We start from the raw sequence: 15,279 nt of genomic DNA, 5'->3' as shown, positions 1-15,279 counted from the left end.
TCATCTACGCCTATCGCGAGGGCGTTGGTCAAGACGGCGGACATCGGGCGTTCCGGGGAAGGGCCTGTCTGCGTTTCGCTGCATCTTGCGTCCCGGTTACTGCGTAGATTCTGGAGGTAACCGCGCACGCCCCGTCTGCGAATGGAAAGGGCCGGTGGATCACCCGACGATCGTGAGGAAACACGCATGTCCCGAACCCAGGAACTCGTGATGCTGGAGCGCCGTCGCCTGCTGCGCGCCACGCTGGCCGGGGGTGCACTGGCCGCGCTCGGCGGGCTGACGTTCATGCCCCGGCTGTTCGCCCGCGACAACAGCTCCGCCGCCGCCCCGGACGCGGCGGGGATGGTCACGCTGCAGTGTTTCGCCGACGATGGCCGCGCGCTGGGCCCGTGCAAGGTCAAACGCCTGGTGCTGAGCGAGGCTGAGTGGCGTCGCCGCCTTTCCCCGGCGGCGTACTACGTGATGCGCCAGGACGGTACCGAGCGCGCCTTCAGCGGCGAGCACGAGAAGCCCGACCGCCCCGGCCTGTTTCGTTGCCCCGGCTGCGCCACGGCGCTGTTCGATGCCGCCACCGAGTTCGACTCCGGCACCGGCTGGCCGAGCTTCTGGCAGCCGATCGCCGCGGCCAACGTGATCGAAAAGCGCGACACCACCTTCGGCATGGTGCGCACCGAGATCCGCTGTGCCGGCTGCGACAGCCATCTCGGCCACGTGTTCGACGACGGCCCGCGCCCCACCGGCCTGCGCTACTGCATGAACTCGGTGGCGCTTCGCTTCGTGCCGCGCACGTCGGCCTGAGCCGCCGCAGCACGCAGAAAATCGCGCCATGAAAAAAAGAGTGGGCCTTGCGGCCCACCCTTTCTGTTTACTGCACTGATCCCTGGGTGAATCAGAACTTCTGCGTGTAACCAACGTAGAAGTAACGGTCCAGGTCCAGGTTCGGGTCCACCGACGAAGCGCTGTTGTAGCCCAGCTGGTTCGCCAGGTAGTTCACCGACGGCTGCTTGTTGAACACGTTGTTGATGCCCAGACGGAACTGGCCGTTCCACGGCGCGTTCCAGCGAACCTGCACATCGTTGAACGCGGTGGCACCGTGGCGGTTCGCCCCCGTGTAACCCCAGCTCGGGCTGGTGTAGTTGGGCTGGTTGCACTCGCTGGCGCTGTAGCATACGTCGCGGATCGAGCTGTAGTAACGCGTGGTCCACGTCGCGCCGAAGGCACCCTTCGACCAGTCCAGCGAGATGTTGGCGCGGTTGCGGTAGATCGGGTACTGACCGACCGACTCGGCCACCACCGCATCGGGCGAGCTCTGCGACTGGTACTTCGACACGTACGAGCCGCTTACCTGCGCGACCAGGCGACCGAACGAGTACTCCGGCAGGCGGTAGCGCACCGAGTAGTCGTAGCCTTCGGTCTCCAGGTAACCCAGGTTCGCGTTGCCGCGGTTGAGGTTGACCACCTGGCTGTTGTCCGGATCACGACCGAACTGGCCGCAGTACTGCTGCGAGCCCTGCAGGTAGCACTGGTCCAGCACGTAACCCGCACTGATCGGCGAGATCAGGTTGTCGACGCGGATCTTGTACCAGTCCAGCGACATGTCCAGGCCGGCCACGTAGCTCGGGCTGTAGACCAGGCCCAGCGTGCGGGTGGTCGCCGTCTCCGGCTGCAGGTTGGCATTGCCGGCACCGGCGTTGAACGCGGTCAGGCCCTGCGCGCCGTTGACGCTGGTGATCGCGGTCTTGTCCTGCTTGAGCTGGCGATAGCCGGCCGGCACGCCGGCGGCCGTGCAGCGGGCAGCCACCTGGGCGTTGGTGGCCGCCGCGCCGTACACGGTGTCGCACGGATCGAGGAACGTGTCGTAGCTCTGCGAACCGCCACCGAAGGTGTCGTCCAGCGTCGGGGCGCGGAAGCCCTCGGCGTAGTTGCCGCGCACCAGCAGGTCGTTGATCGGCTTCCAGCTGAAGCCGTACTTGTTGTTGGTGGTGCTGCCGAAGTTGCTGTAGTGCGAATAGCGGCTGGCCACGTCCACCGACAGCGACTGGGCGCCCGGCAGGTCACGCAGGATCGGCGCATTGAACTCGACGTAGCCCTCGTTCACGCGGTAGCGGCCCGCGGTGGAGTTGGCGGCCAGGTCGGTGGTGTTGCCCGACTGGCTGGCCAGATCCGGGTACAGGTAGCCCTTCTCCTGGCGGCTTTCCACGCCCGCGGCAAAGCTGAACTCACCGGCCGGCAGATTGAACAGGCCGCCGGTGATGTTGGCCGTGGCCGACCGCTCGCTCGAGCCGTAGCGGGTGGTGGTCAGCGCGTTGATGAACTTCAGCGCGTCGGCGGTCGAGGCGGTCGGGCCGCCGGCGATGTCGAACGGCGTGCACTGGCCCTGGTTGAGGCTGGTGCCCAGCGGCAGCGGGTTGGCGGCGGTACCGCACTGGACCACGCCATCGGCATTGAGGAACGACGGCCCCAGCGCCAGCGCCATGGCCTGGCGGTTGAGGTTGCCCGAGCCGGCCAGCGTGCCCTCCGAGCGGTTGTAGGCGATGCCGGCATCCCAGTTCCACTCGTGCTCGCCGACGTTGAAAAAGCCTTCGAGGCCGGCATCGAGGTGCGCGGTATTGGTGTTGTTGCGGGTCTGGCGCGGCAGCTCGACGGTGCGGCGGTAGACCTGGAAATCCGTGCCCGGATAGGGGTTGTAGTAGCTCTGGCCCGACAGCAGCACCGGGTCGGAGAAGGCGCCCGGCTGGAACGGATAACCGGCGATCTGCGAGAACGCGTGGCGCTCGGAATACATCGCCGTGCCCTTGAAGGTCACGTTGTCGGTGAGGTTGTAGGTGCCGTGCGTGAAGATCGAGTTCAGCGTGGTCGGCGTGCGCTCGAGCATCTGGCTGGAGGCGTTGAAGGCATCGTCAACGCGGCCGTCCCAGGCGTGGTAGCTGGCCGGATCGTTCGACGGCGAGGCGCCCACGCCGTTGGCGTGGTTGAGCACGATGTCGGTGCCCGAGACGGGGTCATACAGCTCGCCCCACGGGCCCAGGAACAGGCGGTTCTCGTGATTCGGACCATCGTTGCCGTTGGTCAGCGCGCGCTTGCTCGCCCACACCGGACCCTGCTTGTTGTAGGTGTAGTTGAAGACGATCGAACCCTTGTCGTTGTTCTGACCGAGGGTGAGGCTGTAATTGGTGGTCTCCCCGTCACCCTTCTGGTTCACGCCGTAGGTGCCGTCGAGCTGGGCACCCTGGAAGTGGTCATTGAGGATGAAGTTGATCACGCCGGCGATGGCGTCCGAACCGTACACCGAGGACGCGCCGTCCTTCAGCACTTCCACGCGCTGGATCAGCGCGGCGGGAATGTTGGACACGTCGGTGTAGCCGGCCACGCTGGTCGACCAGCGCTTGCCGTTCACGAGCACCAGCACGCGCTGCGCGCCGAGGTTGCGCATGTCGACGTAGGAGCCGCCCTGCTCGGAGTTCGACGCCAGCACCGAGGCGCTGGTGAAGTCCGGGGTGCCGACCATGGACATGCGGCTGATGATGTCGCCGACCGTGGTGAGACCGGTCTTCTTGATGTCGTCCTGCGACATCACGAACACGGGCTGCTGGGTTTCCACGTCGACGCTGCGGATGCGCGAACCGGTGACGGTGATCGACTGCATCTGCTGGGCCTTGGAGGCGTCCGGCTGCTGGTCGGCAGCGGGGGCAGTGTCCTGGGCGAAGGCCGCCGAAGCGACTGCGCCCACACTCAGGGCCAGCGCGAACTTCACGGCAAGCGACAGCTTGTTGGATCCGATCTTCATGTAAAGCCAAACTCCTGCAAGTGAAAACATCGCCCACGAGGGGCGAAAAAAAGCACGACGCGACATGCCGAGGCGATGCCGAGAGCCGGGTGGGTATTGCTCTTGTTGATCGCCTTCGAGAACCGCGGAGCCGAGTGGTCCGTCAGAACGGGGGATGAAGACGAGGCGGCGAATTAACCACGCAGTAACAATCGTGTCAAACCAGTGTCATGAAATTCCCACTCCATTTGCGGCCGCCGGCACCATCAAGACGCTCATTACATGGCCATCTAGACGGCCAAACTTATTTGATGCCCGGATCGGCGCAGACCGCTCGACCCCATGCCCATCGACGCCGGTGGCAACCGACGCAATCACGGAAATCGTGGCCAGAAGCCCACCCTGATCCGGCGCACGGTGCTCTCAGGACGAAGATCCGGGCTCGAAACCGTGGACTATCGGCAGGCGAAACACGGAGCCGGCGGATCATTCAGCCCTTCCCGGTCACGGTTTCCACGGCGCCAGAAGCGATGCCTGTCCTTGCGCCGAAAACAACCGATGAATCAAGCCGATAAACGTCGCGTCACGATCGCGAGACACGCATCCAGGACTGCTGTCACCCGCGCCGGGATGAGCGATACGCGGCCAGGAGTTCGGGCTCGCCGAACAGGCCGTCCGGAAGCAGGTAGCGCGGCAGGCGCCCGCCGGCAAGCAGGTCGCGAATGCGCGTGGCGGAGATGGCCAGAGGCGTCACGTCGAGCAACACCACGGAGCCGGCCGAACGCGTGTGCAGGGCGTCGACAGTCTCCACCCGTCGTCCGTCCACCGCCGCACGCAACGCCTCGGGCCACGCCGGCGGATCTCCGGGACGGCTCAGCACGCCGACATGCGCCAGATCGAACAGCTCCGGCCAGCGGTGCCAGCTGGTGAGTCCGGCAAAGGCATCGGCGCCCATCAGCAGCACCAGCGGACGTGCACCGTACTCGGCGCGAAGCTCAGCGAGCGTGTCCACGGTGTAGGAAGGACCGGCGCGCTCCAGCTCGCGCAGGTCCAGGCCCAGCCGGTCCTGACCAGCCAGCGCGACTCGCAGCATCGCCACGCGCTGCTCGACGGAGGCGATCGGTGGCGGCCGGTGCGGCGGTACGCTGGCGGGCACCAGCTGCACCTCGGCGTCGAGCAGCTCGCTCGCCTCCCACGCCACGCAGAGGTGGCCGATGTGCACCGGATCGAAGGTGCCGCCGAGGATCGCCAGCGGCTTCATGCCAGCGCGGCGGCCGCTCGCGGTTCAGCCATGGCGGCGATCAGGCGCTCGGCCTCCAGCCAGGCGTCACCGAACTCGCGGCCCTTGGCGATGCGGTCGATGCGCGCCGCGCGGGCGAGGCATTTGAGCCAGTGTTCGCGCGGCGCGCGGCGCAGCGCCTGGCGGAACAGCTGCTCGCGCGACTGCCACAGCCGCTCGGCCTTGGCCTGTGCGGCGAAGTCGCGCGCGTTGGCCAGGCGCAGCGCCAGCTGCAGCTGGTTGACCACCCAGCCCATCATCGGAATCAGCTCCTCGCCTTCGGCGCGCAGGCCGGCCAGCACGCGCAGCGCACGACCGCCGTCGCCGGCGAACGCGGCATCGGTGAGCTTGAACGCGTCGTAGCGTGCGCTGTCGGCCACCAGCGATTCCATCTCGTCGGCGCCGATGCGGCCCTTGCCGTCGTGCAGCACGACCAGCTTGTCGACTTCCTGTGCGGCAGCTAGCAGGTTGCCCTCCACCCGCTGCGCCAGCAGCGCGGCCGCGTCGGGCGTGGCGCTGAGCCCGCGCGAGGCGAGCCGTGCGCCGATCCAGCTGGCCCACTCGTGCGGCCGCGGCGCGCTGAACACCACCATCGCACCGGCGGCGTCGAGCTTCTTGCTCCAGGCGCCGTCGTGCTTGCTGCTCCAGTCGGTCGCCGTGATCAGCAGGGTGACGTCGGGTGGCGGGTTCTCGCAGAACGCGGTGATCGCCTTGGCGCCCTCGACGCCGGGGCGGCCGGTGGGCAGGCGCAGGTCGATCAGGCGGCGCGTGGCGAACAGCGACATGCCGGCCGCGGAGCGGGCCAGGTCGTCCCAGTCGAAGTGCTGCCCGGTTTCGAGCACGTCGCGCTCGCTGTAGCCGAGCCGGCGCGCCTGCGCGCGCAGCGCGTCGGCTGCCTCCAGCACCAGCAACTCCTCGCCGGCCAGCAGGTAGACGCTGTGCAGGCGATCGCCGGCCAGCGTCTTCTGCCACTGCGCGGGCGCCAGTGGCATGGCTTACGGCGTGCCGGCCGCCGCCGCGTCGGCGCGCCTGGCGGCCGCCTGCAGGCGGAACAGGATCGACTGCACCATGTCGTCGACCAGGCTGCGCTGGATCTCCTCCACCTGCGCATCGTTGCCGATGGTGTTGGTGGCGTCGTAGCTGTACTCGCGCGACATCTGGATGTCCTGCGGCGGCAGCAGCACCTCGCCGGCGGCATCGGTGACGCCGAATCGCACCTGGTAGTGCACCGAGTATTCGGTGACGCGCGCACCGCCGCTGATGCTCAACGTGTCGGTGCTGAAGCTCGCCTGCGGCACGGCCAGCTCGGCCACACCGGGACCGCCGGCATCCTCGATGCTGATGCCGGCGTTGCGCAGGGCGCGCGCCAGGTTGCGCTGCAGGTCGCCGCCGTTGCTCACGGTGAGGTGGATGCGCTGCATCGAGGGCGGCAGCGCCACGCTCTGGCGAAGATGGAATCCGCACGCGGACACCAGCAGGGCGAGGACCAGCAGGGACGACAGCTTCACGAAGCGGCTCATGGATTTCATCCTGCGACGATGTTGACGATCTTGCCCGGCACCACGATCACCTTGCGCACGGTCAGGCCCTCAAGATACGCGAGTACCTGCGGATGCGCGCGGGCCAGCGCCTCGGCCTCGTCCTTCGACGCGCTCGCCGGCACCTCGATGGTGCCGCGCAGCTTGCCGTTGACCTGCACCGCCAGCGTGAGCGAATCGCGCACCAGTGCCGATTCGTCCACGCGCGGCCAGGGCAGGCTTTCCAGCACGGCCTGGGGATGGCCCAGCACCTGCCACAGCGCGTGGCTCAGGTGCGGCGTCACCGGGTTGAGCAGCAGCACCATCGCCTCCAGCGCCTCGTGGCGCACGGCGCGCCCCTGCTCGCTCATGTCGCTGAACTTGCCCAGCGCGTTGAGCAGTTCCATCAGCGCGGCGATGGCGGTGTTGAAGGCGTGGCGGCGGCCGAAGTCGTCGGTGACCTTCTGGATGGTCTCGTGCAGCTGGCGGCGCAGCGCCTTCTGCCCGGCATCCAGCGCAGAGGGATCGACCACCGGATGATCCGGCTGCGTCGCATGCGTGGTCACCTCGCGCCAGAACCGGCGCAGGAAGCGCGCCATGCCCTCCACGCCGGCCTCGCTCCACTCCAGCGACTGCTCCGGCGGCGCGGCGAACATCGAGAACAGGCGCACCGTGTCGGCGCCGAACTTGTCCACCATGCTCTGCGGGTCCACGCCGTTGTTCTTCGACTTGGACATCTTCTCGGTGCCGCCGATGTGCACGCTCTGGCCGTCTGCCTTCAGCTTCGCGCCGACCACGCGCGCCTTCTCGTCGCGCTCGATCTCGACGTCGGCCGGATTGATCCAGTCCTTCGAGCCGTCGGCGTTGTCGCGGTAGAAGGTCTCGGCGATCACCATGCCCTGGCACAGCAGGTTGGTGGCCGGCTCGTCCGACTGCACCAGCCCCGCGTCGCGCATGAGCTTGTGATAGAAGCGGAAGTACAACAGGTGCAGGATCGCGTGCTCGATGCCGCCGATGTACTGGTCCACCGGCAGCCAGTAGTTGGCGCGCGCGTCGACCTGTTCGTTCGCACCCGGGCTGGTGTAGCGCGCGTAGTACCAGCTCGACTCCATGAAGGTGTCGAAGGTGTCGGTCTCGCGCTCGGCCGCGCCGCCGCACTGCGGGCAGGCGCACTTGCGCCATTCCGGGTCGGCCTTGATCGGCGACTGCACGCCGCCGCCCTTGGAATACACGTCCGCCACGTCCTCGGGCAGCACCACCGGCAACTGGTCTTCCGGCACCGGCAGCGCACCGCAGCTGGCGCAGTAGATGACCGGGATCGGGCAGCCCCAGTAGCGCTGGCGGCTGACGCCCCAGTCGCGCAGGCGCCAGTTGACGCGGCGCTGGCCCTTGCCCTCGCGCTCGAAGCGGGCCGCCAGCGCCTCGAACGCCTCGGCGTATTCCATGCCGTCGAGCTCGCCCGAATTCACCACGATGCCGCGTTCGGTATACGCGCCCACTTCCTGGATGCTGCGCTCGAAATCCTCCACCACGCGCACGGCGGAAGAGCTGTCGTAGGCGTCCATGCTGCGCCCGCGCAGCGCCGCACGCATCGGGTTGGAACCCACGCCTTGCGCCAGGTCGTGCTGGATCTCGTTCACCGCATCGAGCACCGAGCGATCCACGATCACCATCTTGATCGGCAGGCCGTACTTCTTGGCGAATTCCCAGTCGCGCTGATCGTGGCCCGGCACCGCCATCACCGCGCCGGTGCCGTACCCCATCAGCACGAAGTTGGCCACCCACACCGGGATCGGCTCGCCGGTCAGCGGATGGATCACCTTCAACCCGGTGTCGACGCCGCGCTTCTCCTGGGTTTCCAGCTCGGCCTCGGACACGCCGCCGTGCTTCATCTCGGCCAGCACGTTGGCGACCCGCTCGTTGATCGCCGCCGCGTGCAGCGCCAGCGGATGCTCGGCGGCGACGGAGACAAAGGTCACGCCCATCAGCGTGTCCGGGCGCGTGGTGAAAACGCTCAGCGGCTCGCCGCCGCCCTCGACCTGGAACTGGATCTCCAGCCCTTCGCTGCGGCCGATCCAGTTGCGCTGCATGGTCTTCACCGCGTCGGGCCAGCCAGGCAGCGTGTCCAGTCCGCTGAGCAGTTCCTGCGCGTAGTCGGTGATCTTCAGGAACCACTGCGGGATCTCGCGCTTCTCCACCAGCGCACCGGAGCGCCAGCCGCGGCCGTCGATCACCTGCTCGTTGGCCAGCACGGTCTGGTCGACCGGGTCCCAGTTCACCACCGAGTTCTTGCGGTAGGCCATGCCCTTCTTCATCAGCCGAGTGAACATCAGCTGTTCCCAGCGGTAATACTCCGGGCGGCAGGTGGCGAACTCGCGCGTCCAGTCGTAGGCGAAGCCCATGCGCTGCAGCTGGCCGCGCATGTTGTCGATGTTGCGGTAGGTCCATGCGGCCGGCGCGGTCTTGTTCTTGATCGCGGCGTTCTCGGCCGGCAGGCCGAACGCATCCCAGCCCATCGGCTGCAGCACGTTCTTGCCCTGCATGCGCTGGAAGCGGCTGATCACGTCGCCGATGGTGTAGTTGCGCACGTGGCCCATGTGCAGCGCACCGGACGGATACGGCAGCATCGACAGGCAGTAGAACTTGGGTCGGCGGGCGTCCTCGGTTACCTCATAGGCGCGCTCGTGCGTCCAGTACTGCTGGGCGGCGGCTTCCACCGCCTGCGGACGGTAGCCGTGCTCGCCCGCTTCGGCGCCGGCGGAAGAGGAACCCTGATCGTCGATGTTCTGCATGTGTCCAGTGCCGTTGATGCGTGATGCGGCAGCGTCTGCGGCCAGTGGGTCCGCCGCTGCGTGAAGCCGGCCAGCCTAGCCCAAGCGCCGAGCCCCCGCCAAGCCTGCGCCGGCGGGATTCCGGGCGCTCAGGCGCCGGGGCAGCGCGCGCTGCCGGCCGCCAGCGCGCGGACCGCGTCCGCCACCTCGCCAGCCAGCCGGCCCAGCGCCTGCTGGTGGCCCTGCACCAGGGCGTCATAGCCGCCGGCCACCGGCTGGTTGAATCGGCTGGTGCAGGCCAGCGTGCGCTCGGGCGCATCGCCGCCGAGCACGCGCACGCTCCAGGCCGCCTCCAGCAGCGCGTAGCCGCCGGGCTGCGAATCGAAGCGCCGTACGTCGACCTTGATCCGCGCCACGCGGGCATCCTGATGCGCCAGACCGCTGACGTCGGGGCGACCCAGCGCCTGCGCCAGGTCGGCCGACAGCGCGCCGCGGATCTCGTCGCCCAGCGGGGCGATCCAGCGATGGCCGTCGAGCAGCGCCACGCCCTGCCCGCCCTGGCGGATCACAAGCTGCGGCTGGTCGTCCTGCGGCGGCACGCTCACCGGCAGCAGCTCGAACGGCAGCCCCGGCGACGTCGCGGCCGGTGCTTCGGCGGCGGGTGCGATGAGCGTGTAGTAATGCGTGGGCGCGGACGCGCAGGCGCCCAGCGCCAGCGCGGCGGCGATCGGCGCGAGGCGGCGGGACAGCAGATGGATCAGGCACGTCATGGCTGGCTCCCGGCAGCGTGCTTGGGCGGGTTGGATGGCGCGGGTCTGGACGGCGCAGGATCGGCCTTGCGGCCGCGGATCAGCGCCTCCGGATGCGTGCCGAGGTAATCGCTGAACACGCGCAGCGAGCGCGCCATGCGCTGCAGTTCCTGCAGCGTGCCCTGCAGGTTCTGCTGCAGCGGCGAGTCGGACGACAGCGCGCTGCTGGTGGTGCCCAGCGTCTTGCGGGCGTCCTTCAGCGTGCCCTTGAACTCCGGCAGCACCTCGCCGTTGACCTGCTTGAGCGTCTTGTCGAGGTTGGCCAGCGAGTCGTCCAGATGCACGCCGATGCTGTCGAACGGGATCTTGTGGACCTTGTCGACGATCTCCGCCAGCTGCTCCTGCAGCTTGTCGAAGCTGCCCGGCGCGGTGGGGATTTCCAGCGGCTTGGCGGAGGCATCGAACTCCACCTTGGCCGCCTTCGGCAGGAAGTCCATCGCGATGTAGAGCTGGCCGGTCAGCAGGTTGCCCGTGCGGGCCTGCGCGCGCAGGCCGTGGGCGACGAGCTTGCCGACCATCGGCGCGAGGTCGCCGCCTTCACCCTGCGCCTGGGCCAGCGCGGCGAGCTTGTCGTAGGCGCGGCCGAGCCGCTGCGGATAGATCACCGCCCCGACCGTCACCGGGAAGCGCTCGCGCTTCTCGTCGTAGTCCATGTTGATGGACACCACCCGGCCGATGTTGATGCCGAGGAACTCCACCGGCGCGTCCACCGCCAGCCCGCGCAGCGACTGGTCGAAGCGCATGCGCACGTACTGCGGCGGACCGTCCGGCGGTGCCATCGCGGTGGCCTTCTCGTCGAACAGGCGATAGGTGGAACCCTCCGGCGCCGCACTCGCGTCGTGCGGCCCGGGCGGATCCTGGAACGCCACGCCGCCGGCGAGCACCGCAGCCAGCGACTGGGTATTCACCTTCAGGCCGTTGGCGCCGAGCGAGACGTCCAACCCGCTGGCGTTCCAGAAGCGCGAGGAGCGGCTGACGAACCGGTCGTACGGACCGTCGACGAAGATCTGGAAGGTGACGCCCTTGCCGTCCTTGTCCAACGCGTACGACGACACCCGGCCGACCTGGATGCGGCGGAAATACACCGGCGAGCCGATGTCCAGCGAGCCGAGATCGTCCGCGTGCAGGGCGAAGCTCTTGCCCGGCGCGCCATAGGTCACCGCGGGCGGCTGCTCCAGCCCGACAAAGTTGAAGTGCTCCTCTTTCGAGGTGCCTACATCCACGCCGATGAAGGCGCCGGACAGCAGCGTGTCGACGCCGGACACCCCGCCCAGGCCGATGCGCGGGCGCACCACCCAGAAGCGGGTGTCGGCCATGGCGAAATCCTCGGCGCTCTTCTCCAGCGCCACCTTCACGCGCACCTTGCTGCGGTCGGGGCTGAAGCCGATGCGGGTGACCTTGCCGATCACCACGTTCTTGTACTTCACCGGCGTCTTGCCGGGATCCAGCCCCTCGGCCGAATTGAACGTGATGGTGATGCTCGGCCCGGCCTGCAGCCAGCTGTTGACCACCAGCGACAGGCCAACCAGCGCCGCCAAGATCGGCACCAGCCAGATCAGCGAGGCGCCAAAGCGGCGCCGGTGCACCACGGGCTGCGGCAGGTCGTCGCCGGACGGAGTGGTTTCTTCAGTCATCGTTGTCCCTGTTGTCCCAGATCAGGCGCGGATCGAAGCTCATCGAGGCCAGCATCGTCGCCACCACGGTCAGGCCGAAGTAGATCACCCCCGGCAGCGGCTCGACCTGGCTGAGCACGCCGAAGCGCACCAGCGCGGTCAGCAGCGCCACCACGAACACGTCGAGCATCGACCAGTAGCCGATCAACTCCACCAGCCGGTACAGCATGGCGCGCTGGCGCTGCGCCCAGACGCTGCCACGTTGCGCGCTGATCAGCAGCAGGCCCAGCACCAGGAATTTCAGCATGGGCACCACGATGCTGGCCGTGAACACGATGACCGCCAGGTCGGGCGAGCCCTTCACCCACAGCTCCACCACACCGCTGAGGATGGTGTTGTCGTCCACGTCGCCCAGACTCACCGTGCGCATGATCGGCAGCAGGTTGGCGGGCAGGTAGAAGATGAAGGCGGCGATCAGCAACGCCCACGTGCGACTGATGCTGGCCGACTTGCGCCGGTGCAGCTGTGCGCCGCAGCGCGGGCAGTCCAGGTCGTGCGTGTGCGTGTCGCGGCACACCAGCCCGCACACGTGGCAGCCGATCAGGCCCAGCTCGCCGGCACGCGGCAGCGCGCTCACCCGCGGCGCTCCCGCGTCACGTCCCACAGCTGGCGCAGGTCGATGGTGCCGAACACGGTGATCAGCAGCATCAGCGCGCCGTAAGCGAAGATGCCCGGATCGGGCACCACGTCGAAGTACACGCGCGCCTTGACGATCGCCACCATCGCGCCGAGCACGAACACCTCGCTCATCGTCCACGGCCGCAGGTAGTGCAGCGCGATCATCGCGCCGCGAAATCCCGGTCCGCGCTCGCCGCGGCGCGCGAACCAGAACACCCAGCCGAACAGCGTCATCTTCAGCAGCGGGAAAAAAAACAGCGTCAGCGCGGCCAGCACGGCCACCACTTCGGCGTGCTGCTGCCACATCGTGATGATGGTGCCCCACAGCGTGGTGCTGCTCGGCCGGCCGTTGAGTTCCAGCGTGACGATCGGCCAGACATTGGCCTGCACGAACACCACCATCGCCGTGGCGGTGAGCGCGAGCAGCTGGTCGGGGCCGAGCCGGGGATGCCGTTCGAGCACGAAATTGCAGCGCTCGCAGCAGGCCACCTCGCCGCGGGCCAGCGGACGGCGTCGGTACACCGTGTCGCAGTGCTCGCAGATGAGCAGCCCGGCGGTGGTCGTTGGCGTGGCCGTGCCCATGCGTGTGGTGCCGTGTTCCGAGCAGGTCATCCTGCGGATTCTCGCAAATCTGACGGGCCGGCGCTGAACTCCGCGCGACCGCCGCCGGCCACGCATGGGCCTTGATATGCTGGCCGATGCCCAGATCTTCGGGCGCCATCGCCGCCTGGAGCATCACCGTGACCGATTCCGCCCTCCCGCACGTCTTCGACGTCACCCAGGACAACTTCGAGCGCGACGTGCTGCAGGCCTCGCTGAGCACGCCCGTGCTGGTCGACTTCTGGGCCACCTGGTGCGAGCCGTGCAAGACGCTGGGCCCGCTGCTGGAGCAGCTCGCCGCCGAGTACAACGGCGCGTTCCGGCTCGGCAAGATCGACGTGGACGCCCACCAGCAGCTGGCTGCGATGTTCGGCATCCGCTCGATCCCCACCGTGATGCTGGTGAAGGACGGGCAGATCCTCGACGGCTTCGCCGGCGCCCTGCCACTGGGGCAGCTGCGCGAATTCCTGTCGCGCCACGTGCAGCCGCTGGAGGGCGCGCCGGCCGAGGAGGAAACCGCGGCCGAGACCATCGAGTCGCCGGAAGAGGCGGTGAACCGACTGCAGCAGGCGATCGCCGCCGCCCCGGGGCAGGACGAGCTGAAGCTCGATCTCGCGCTCGCGCTGATGCGCGTGGGCAACGTCGTTGGCGCGCGGGCCGAGCTGGATGCCCTTCCGGCCAAGTTCGCCACCGACGCACGAGCGGTACGTCTGCGCAGCCAGCTCGATCTGGCCGGCGCGCTCGACGGCGCGCCGGACCTCGCCGCGCTGCGGCAGCGGGTGGATGCCGATCCCGCCGACTGGGCCGCACGCGACCTGCTCGGCGTGCGCCTGCTGCTGGAGGACGATGCCGCCGCCGGCCTGGACCAGTTCCTCGCCATCCTGGAAAAAGCGCGCGACTGGAACGACGGCGCCGCCAAGAAGCGCCTGCTCGCCGCCTTTGCCACGCTGGACGATGCCGAACTGGTCGGCCGCTACCGTCGGCGCATGGCCTCGCTGCTGTTCTGATCGCGACCACTGCGGAGCGGGACACGAAGGCGCGGCCGCGCCATCCATACGCAAACGTATGTGTCGGCTAAACTCGGCTGCCGATCCGCTTTGCGAAGCCCGCCGATGCGCCCCAGCACCTTCCGCCGCCTGCTCAACCTGTGGCCGCCGTTCCTGTGCAACAGCATCCGCGTGCTCAAGGTAAGTGACGACTGGAGCGAGGCGCGCGTCGTGCTGAGGCTGCGCCCGTGGAACCGCAATTACGTCCGCACCCAGTTCGGCGGCAACCTGTTCGCGATGACCGACCCGTTCTGGATGCTGCTGGTGATGCACCAACTCGGCAGCGACTACCTGGTGTGGGACAAGGCCGGCGCGATCGACTTCGTCGCGCCCGGCCGCGAGGACGTCTACGCGCATTTCAAACTGGAACAGGCGGTGGTCGAGGAACTGCGCGCAGCGGCGGCCGACGGCGGCAAGGTGCTGCGCTGGTTCGAGACCGATGTGACCACGGCATCGGGCGAAGTGATCGCCCGCGTGCGCAAGCAGATCTACGTGCGGCTCAAGCCGCGCGCGCGCTGAGCCGGCCGGTCAGGCGGCCTCCTCCTCGAATTGCCGCAGCGCGTCGAGTTCGGTCTGCGCCTGACGCAACGATGCCCCGGCCAGATGGTTGGCCAGCCACTCCAGACGGCCGAGCCGGCGCAGCAGCAGGTAACCCAGGCCGACCAAGGCCAGCGAGACCAGCGCCGAGGACACCAGCCATGCCAGCAGGCCGGGCCGGGCGTGATCCCACAGGCTCACCCCGAACCGGTCGCCATCAGCCTGGGCCAGCATGAGCAGCGCGGGAATCCAGATCACGCTGCCCAGCAGCGCCGACACCGGACCCTCGACGCGCACGCGCCAGGCGCGCAGGTCGGCAAGGTGGCGCTGGATCTCCAGCACCGGGGCGGCGTAGTCGATCCCGCGCAACAGCGCCAGCGTGCGCGCCGGGATCATCACCGAGAGCAGGCCGAACACCTGCATCACCACGCCCGGCGCCATCGCTCGCGCATCGCCCAGGTGAGCGGACCACGACGCGATGCCCCACAGCATCAGTGCCACGCCCAGCGGGATCTGCACCACCAGCCACCAGGCGAGCGGCCGCAACCGATGCTGCATGCGCGCCAGACGCCCATCGCGCAACCCCTGCCACTGGATCGCCTGCTGCGCCGCGAGGCGCCGGTCCAGGGCCTGCCAGGCCCGCTTCATCTCATCCAGTTCCAT

General features: G+C 68.4%; 13 protein-coding genes. 3 read left to right on the top strand and 10 right to left on the bottom strand.

Translation table 11 applies throughout. From position 1 onward, the window contains the following. The first annotated feature begins 186 nt into the window (after window positions 1-186). The gene (gene msrB, locus ISP17_RS06405) at window positions 187-798 is read left to right on the top strand and encodes a peptide-methionine (R)-S-oxide reductase MsrB (RefSeq protein ID WP_404631152.1); all 612 of its coding nucleotides are present in this window, start codon (window positions 187-189) and stop codon (window positions 796-798) included. Window positions 799-889: 91 nt separating this feature from the next. Here the strand turns inward: msrB and ISP17_RS06400 are convergent, their stop codons facing one another. The 9 genes from ISP17_RS06400 to ISP17_RS06360 form a co-directional block, all read right to left on the bottom strand. Continuing rightward, window positions 890-3,787 (bottom strand): TonB-dependent receptor plug domain-containing protein, encoded by a 2,898-nt coding sequence (locus ISP17_RS06400; protein ID WP_404631150.1) that lies wholly within the window; start codon window positions 3,785-3,787, stop codon window positions 890-892. Between the two features lie 595 nt (window positions 3,788-4,382). Beyond that, window positions 4,383-5,027, bottom strand: a complete 645-nt coding sequence (gene nadD, locus ISP17_RS06395) for a nicotinate-nucleotide adenylyltransferase (RefSeq protein ID WP_404631148.1) — start codon at window positions 5,025-5,027, stop codon at window positions 4,383-4,385. Continuing rightward, window positions 5,024-6,037, bottom strand: coding sequence for a DNA polymerase III subunit delta (gene holA / locus ISP17_RS06390; RefSeq protein WP_404631146.1), 1,014 nt, complete (start codon window positions 6,035-6,037; stop codon window positions 5,024-5,026). Before holA ends, nadD begins: the two co-directional genes overlap by 4 nt. 3 nt (window positions 6,038-6,040) lie before the next feature. Then, window positions 6,041-6,565, bottom strand: a complete 525-nt coding sequence (locus tag ISP17_RS06385; protein WP_404631144.1) for an LPS-assembly lipoprotein LptE — start codon at window positions 6,563-6,565, stop codon at window positions 6,041-6,043. A 5-nt stretch (window positions 6,566-6,570) separates the two neighbouring features. Next, window positions 6,571-9,354 (bottom strand): leucine--tRNA ligase, encoded by a 2,784-nt coding sequence (leuS, locus tag ISP17_RS06380; RefSeq protein WP_404631142.1) that lies wholly within the window; start codon window positions 9,352-9,354, stop codon window positions 6,571-6,573. Between the two features lie 128 nt (window positions 9,355-9,482). Continuing rightward, entirely contained in the window at window positions 9,483-10,103 is a 621-nt protein-coding gene (locus ISP17_RS06375; protein WP_404631140.1) for a PqiC family protein, read from the bottom strand. Further along, the gene (locus tag ISP17_RS06370) at window positions 10,100-11,776 is read right to left on the bottom strand and encodes a PqiB family protein (RefSeq protein WP_404631138.1); all 1,677 of its coding nucleotides are present in this window, start codon (window positions 11,774-11,776) and stop codon (window positions 10,100-10,102) included. Before ISP17_RS06370 ends, ISP17_RS06375 begins: the two co-directional genes overlap by 4 nt. Further along, the gene (locus tag ISP17_RS06365) at window positions 11,769-12,392 is read right to left on the bottom strand and encodes a paraquat-inducible protein A (RefSeq protein WP_404631136.1); all 624 of its coding nucleotides are present in this window, start codon (window positions 12,390-12,392) and stop codon (window positions 11,769-11,771) included. The genes ISP17_RS06370 and ISP17_RS06365 overlap by 8 nt, the downstream gene beginning before the upstream one ends. After that, on the bottom strand, window positions 12,389-13,015 hold the full coding sequence (locus ISP17_RS06360; RefSeq protein ID WP_404631453.1) for a paraquat-inducible protein A: 627 nt from the start codon (window positions 13,013-13,015) through the stop codon (window positions 12,389-12,391). Before ISP17_RS06360 ends, ISP17_RS06365 begins: the two co-directional genes overlap by 4 nt. Window positions 13,016-13,173: 158 nt before the next feature. Here ISP17_RS06360 and trxA point away from each other — a divergent pair, with 158 nt between their 5' ends. Both trxA and ISP17_RS06350 read left to right on the top strand, forming a co-directional pair. Next, window positions 13,174-14,040: a thioredoxin gene (trxA, locus tag ISP17_RS06355; RefSeq protein WP_404631134.1), complete on the top strand. Its 867-nt coding sequence runs from the start codon at window positions 13,174-13,176 to the stop codon at window positions 14,038-14,040. Between the two features lie 105 nt (window positions 14,041-14,145). Next, the gene (locus ISP17_RS06350; protein ID WP_404631132.1) at window positions 14,146-14,598 is read left to right on the top strand and encodes a DUF4442 domain-containing protein; all 453 of its coding nucleotides are present in this window, start codon (window positions 14,146-14,148) and stop codon (window positions 14,596-14,598) included. Between the two features lie 9 nt (window positions 14,599-14,607). On the opposite strand, the gene ISP17_RS06345 is transcribed toward ISP17_RS06350, so the two are convergent. Next, a complete protein-coding gene (locus ISP17_RS06345; protein WP_404631130.1) occupies window positions 14,608-15,279 on the bottom strand; it encodes a hypothetical protein in 672 nt (223 codons plus the stop codon).

The organism is Dyella ginsengisoli (assembly GCF_044904665.1).
Lineage (GTDB): Bacteria > Pseudomonadota > Gammaproteobacteria > Xanthomonadales > Rhodanobacteraceae > Dyella_A > Dyella_A ginsengisoli.
This window is presented reverse-complemented; position numbering and strand designations above follow the sequence as displayed.

Coding starts and splice junctions, on each gene's coding strand:
- msrB (WP_404631152.1), top strand. CDS start 187: ATGTCCCGAACCCAGGAACTCGTGATGCTGGAGCGCCGTCGCCTGCTG.
- ISP17_RS06400 (WP_404631150.1), bottom strand. CDS start 3,787: ATGAAGATCGGATCCAACAAGCTGTCGCTTGCCGTGAAGTTCGCGCTG.
- nadD (WP_404631148.1), bottom strand. CDS start 5,027: ATGAAGCCGCTGGCGATCCTCGGCGGCACCTTCGATCCGGTGCACATC.
- holA (WP_404631146.1), bottom strand. CDS start 6,037: ATGCCACTGGCGCCCGCGCAGTGGCAGAAGACGCTGGCCGGCGATCGC.
- ISP17_RS06385 (WP_404631144.1), bottom strand. CDS start 6,565: ATGAGCCGCTTCGTGAAGCTGTCGTCCCTGCTGGTCCTCGCCCTGCTG.
- leuS (WP_404631142.1), bottom strand. CDS start 9,354: ATGCAGAACATCGACGATCAGGGTTCCTCTTCCGCCGGCGCCGAAGCG.
- ISP17_RS06375 (WP_404631140.1), bottom strand. CDS start 10,103: ATGACGTGCCTGATCCATCTGCTGTCCCGCCGCCTCGCGCCGATCGCC.
- ISP17_RS06370 (WP_404631138.1), bottom strand. CDS start 11,776: ATGACTGAAGAAACCACTCCGTCCGGCGACGACCTGCCGCAGCCCGTG.
- ISP17_RS06360 (WP_404631453.1), bottom strand. CDS start 13,015: ATGGGCACGGCCACGCCAACGACCACCGCCGGGCTGCTCATCTGCGAG.
- ISP17_RS06350 (WP_404631132.1), top strand. CDS start 14,146: ATGCGCCCCAGCACCTTCCGCCGCCTGCTCAACCTGTGGCCGCCGTTC.
- ISP17_RS06345 (WP_404631130.1), bottom strand. CDS start 15,279: ATGGAACTGGATGAGATGAAGCGGGCCTGGCAGGCCCTGGACCGGCGC.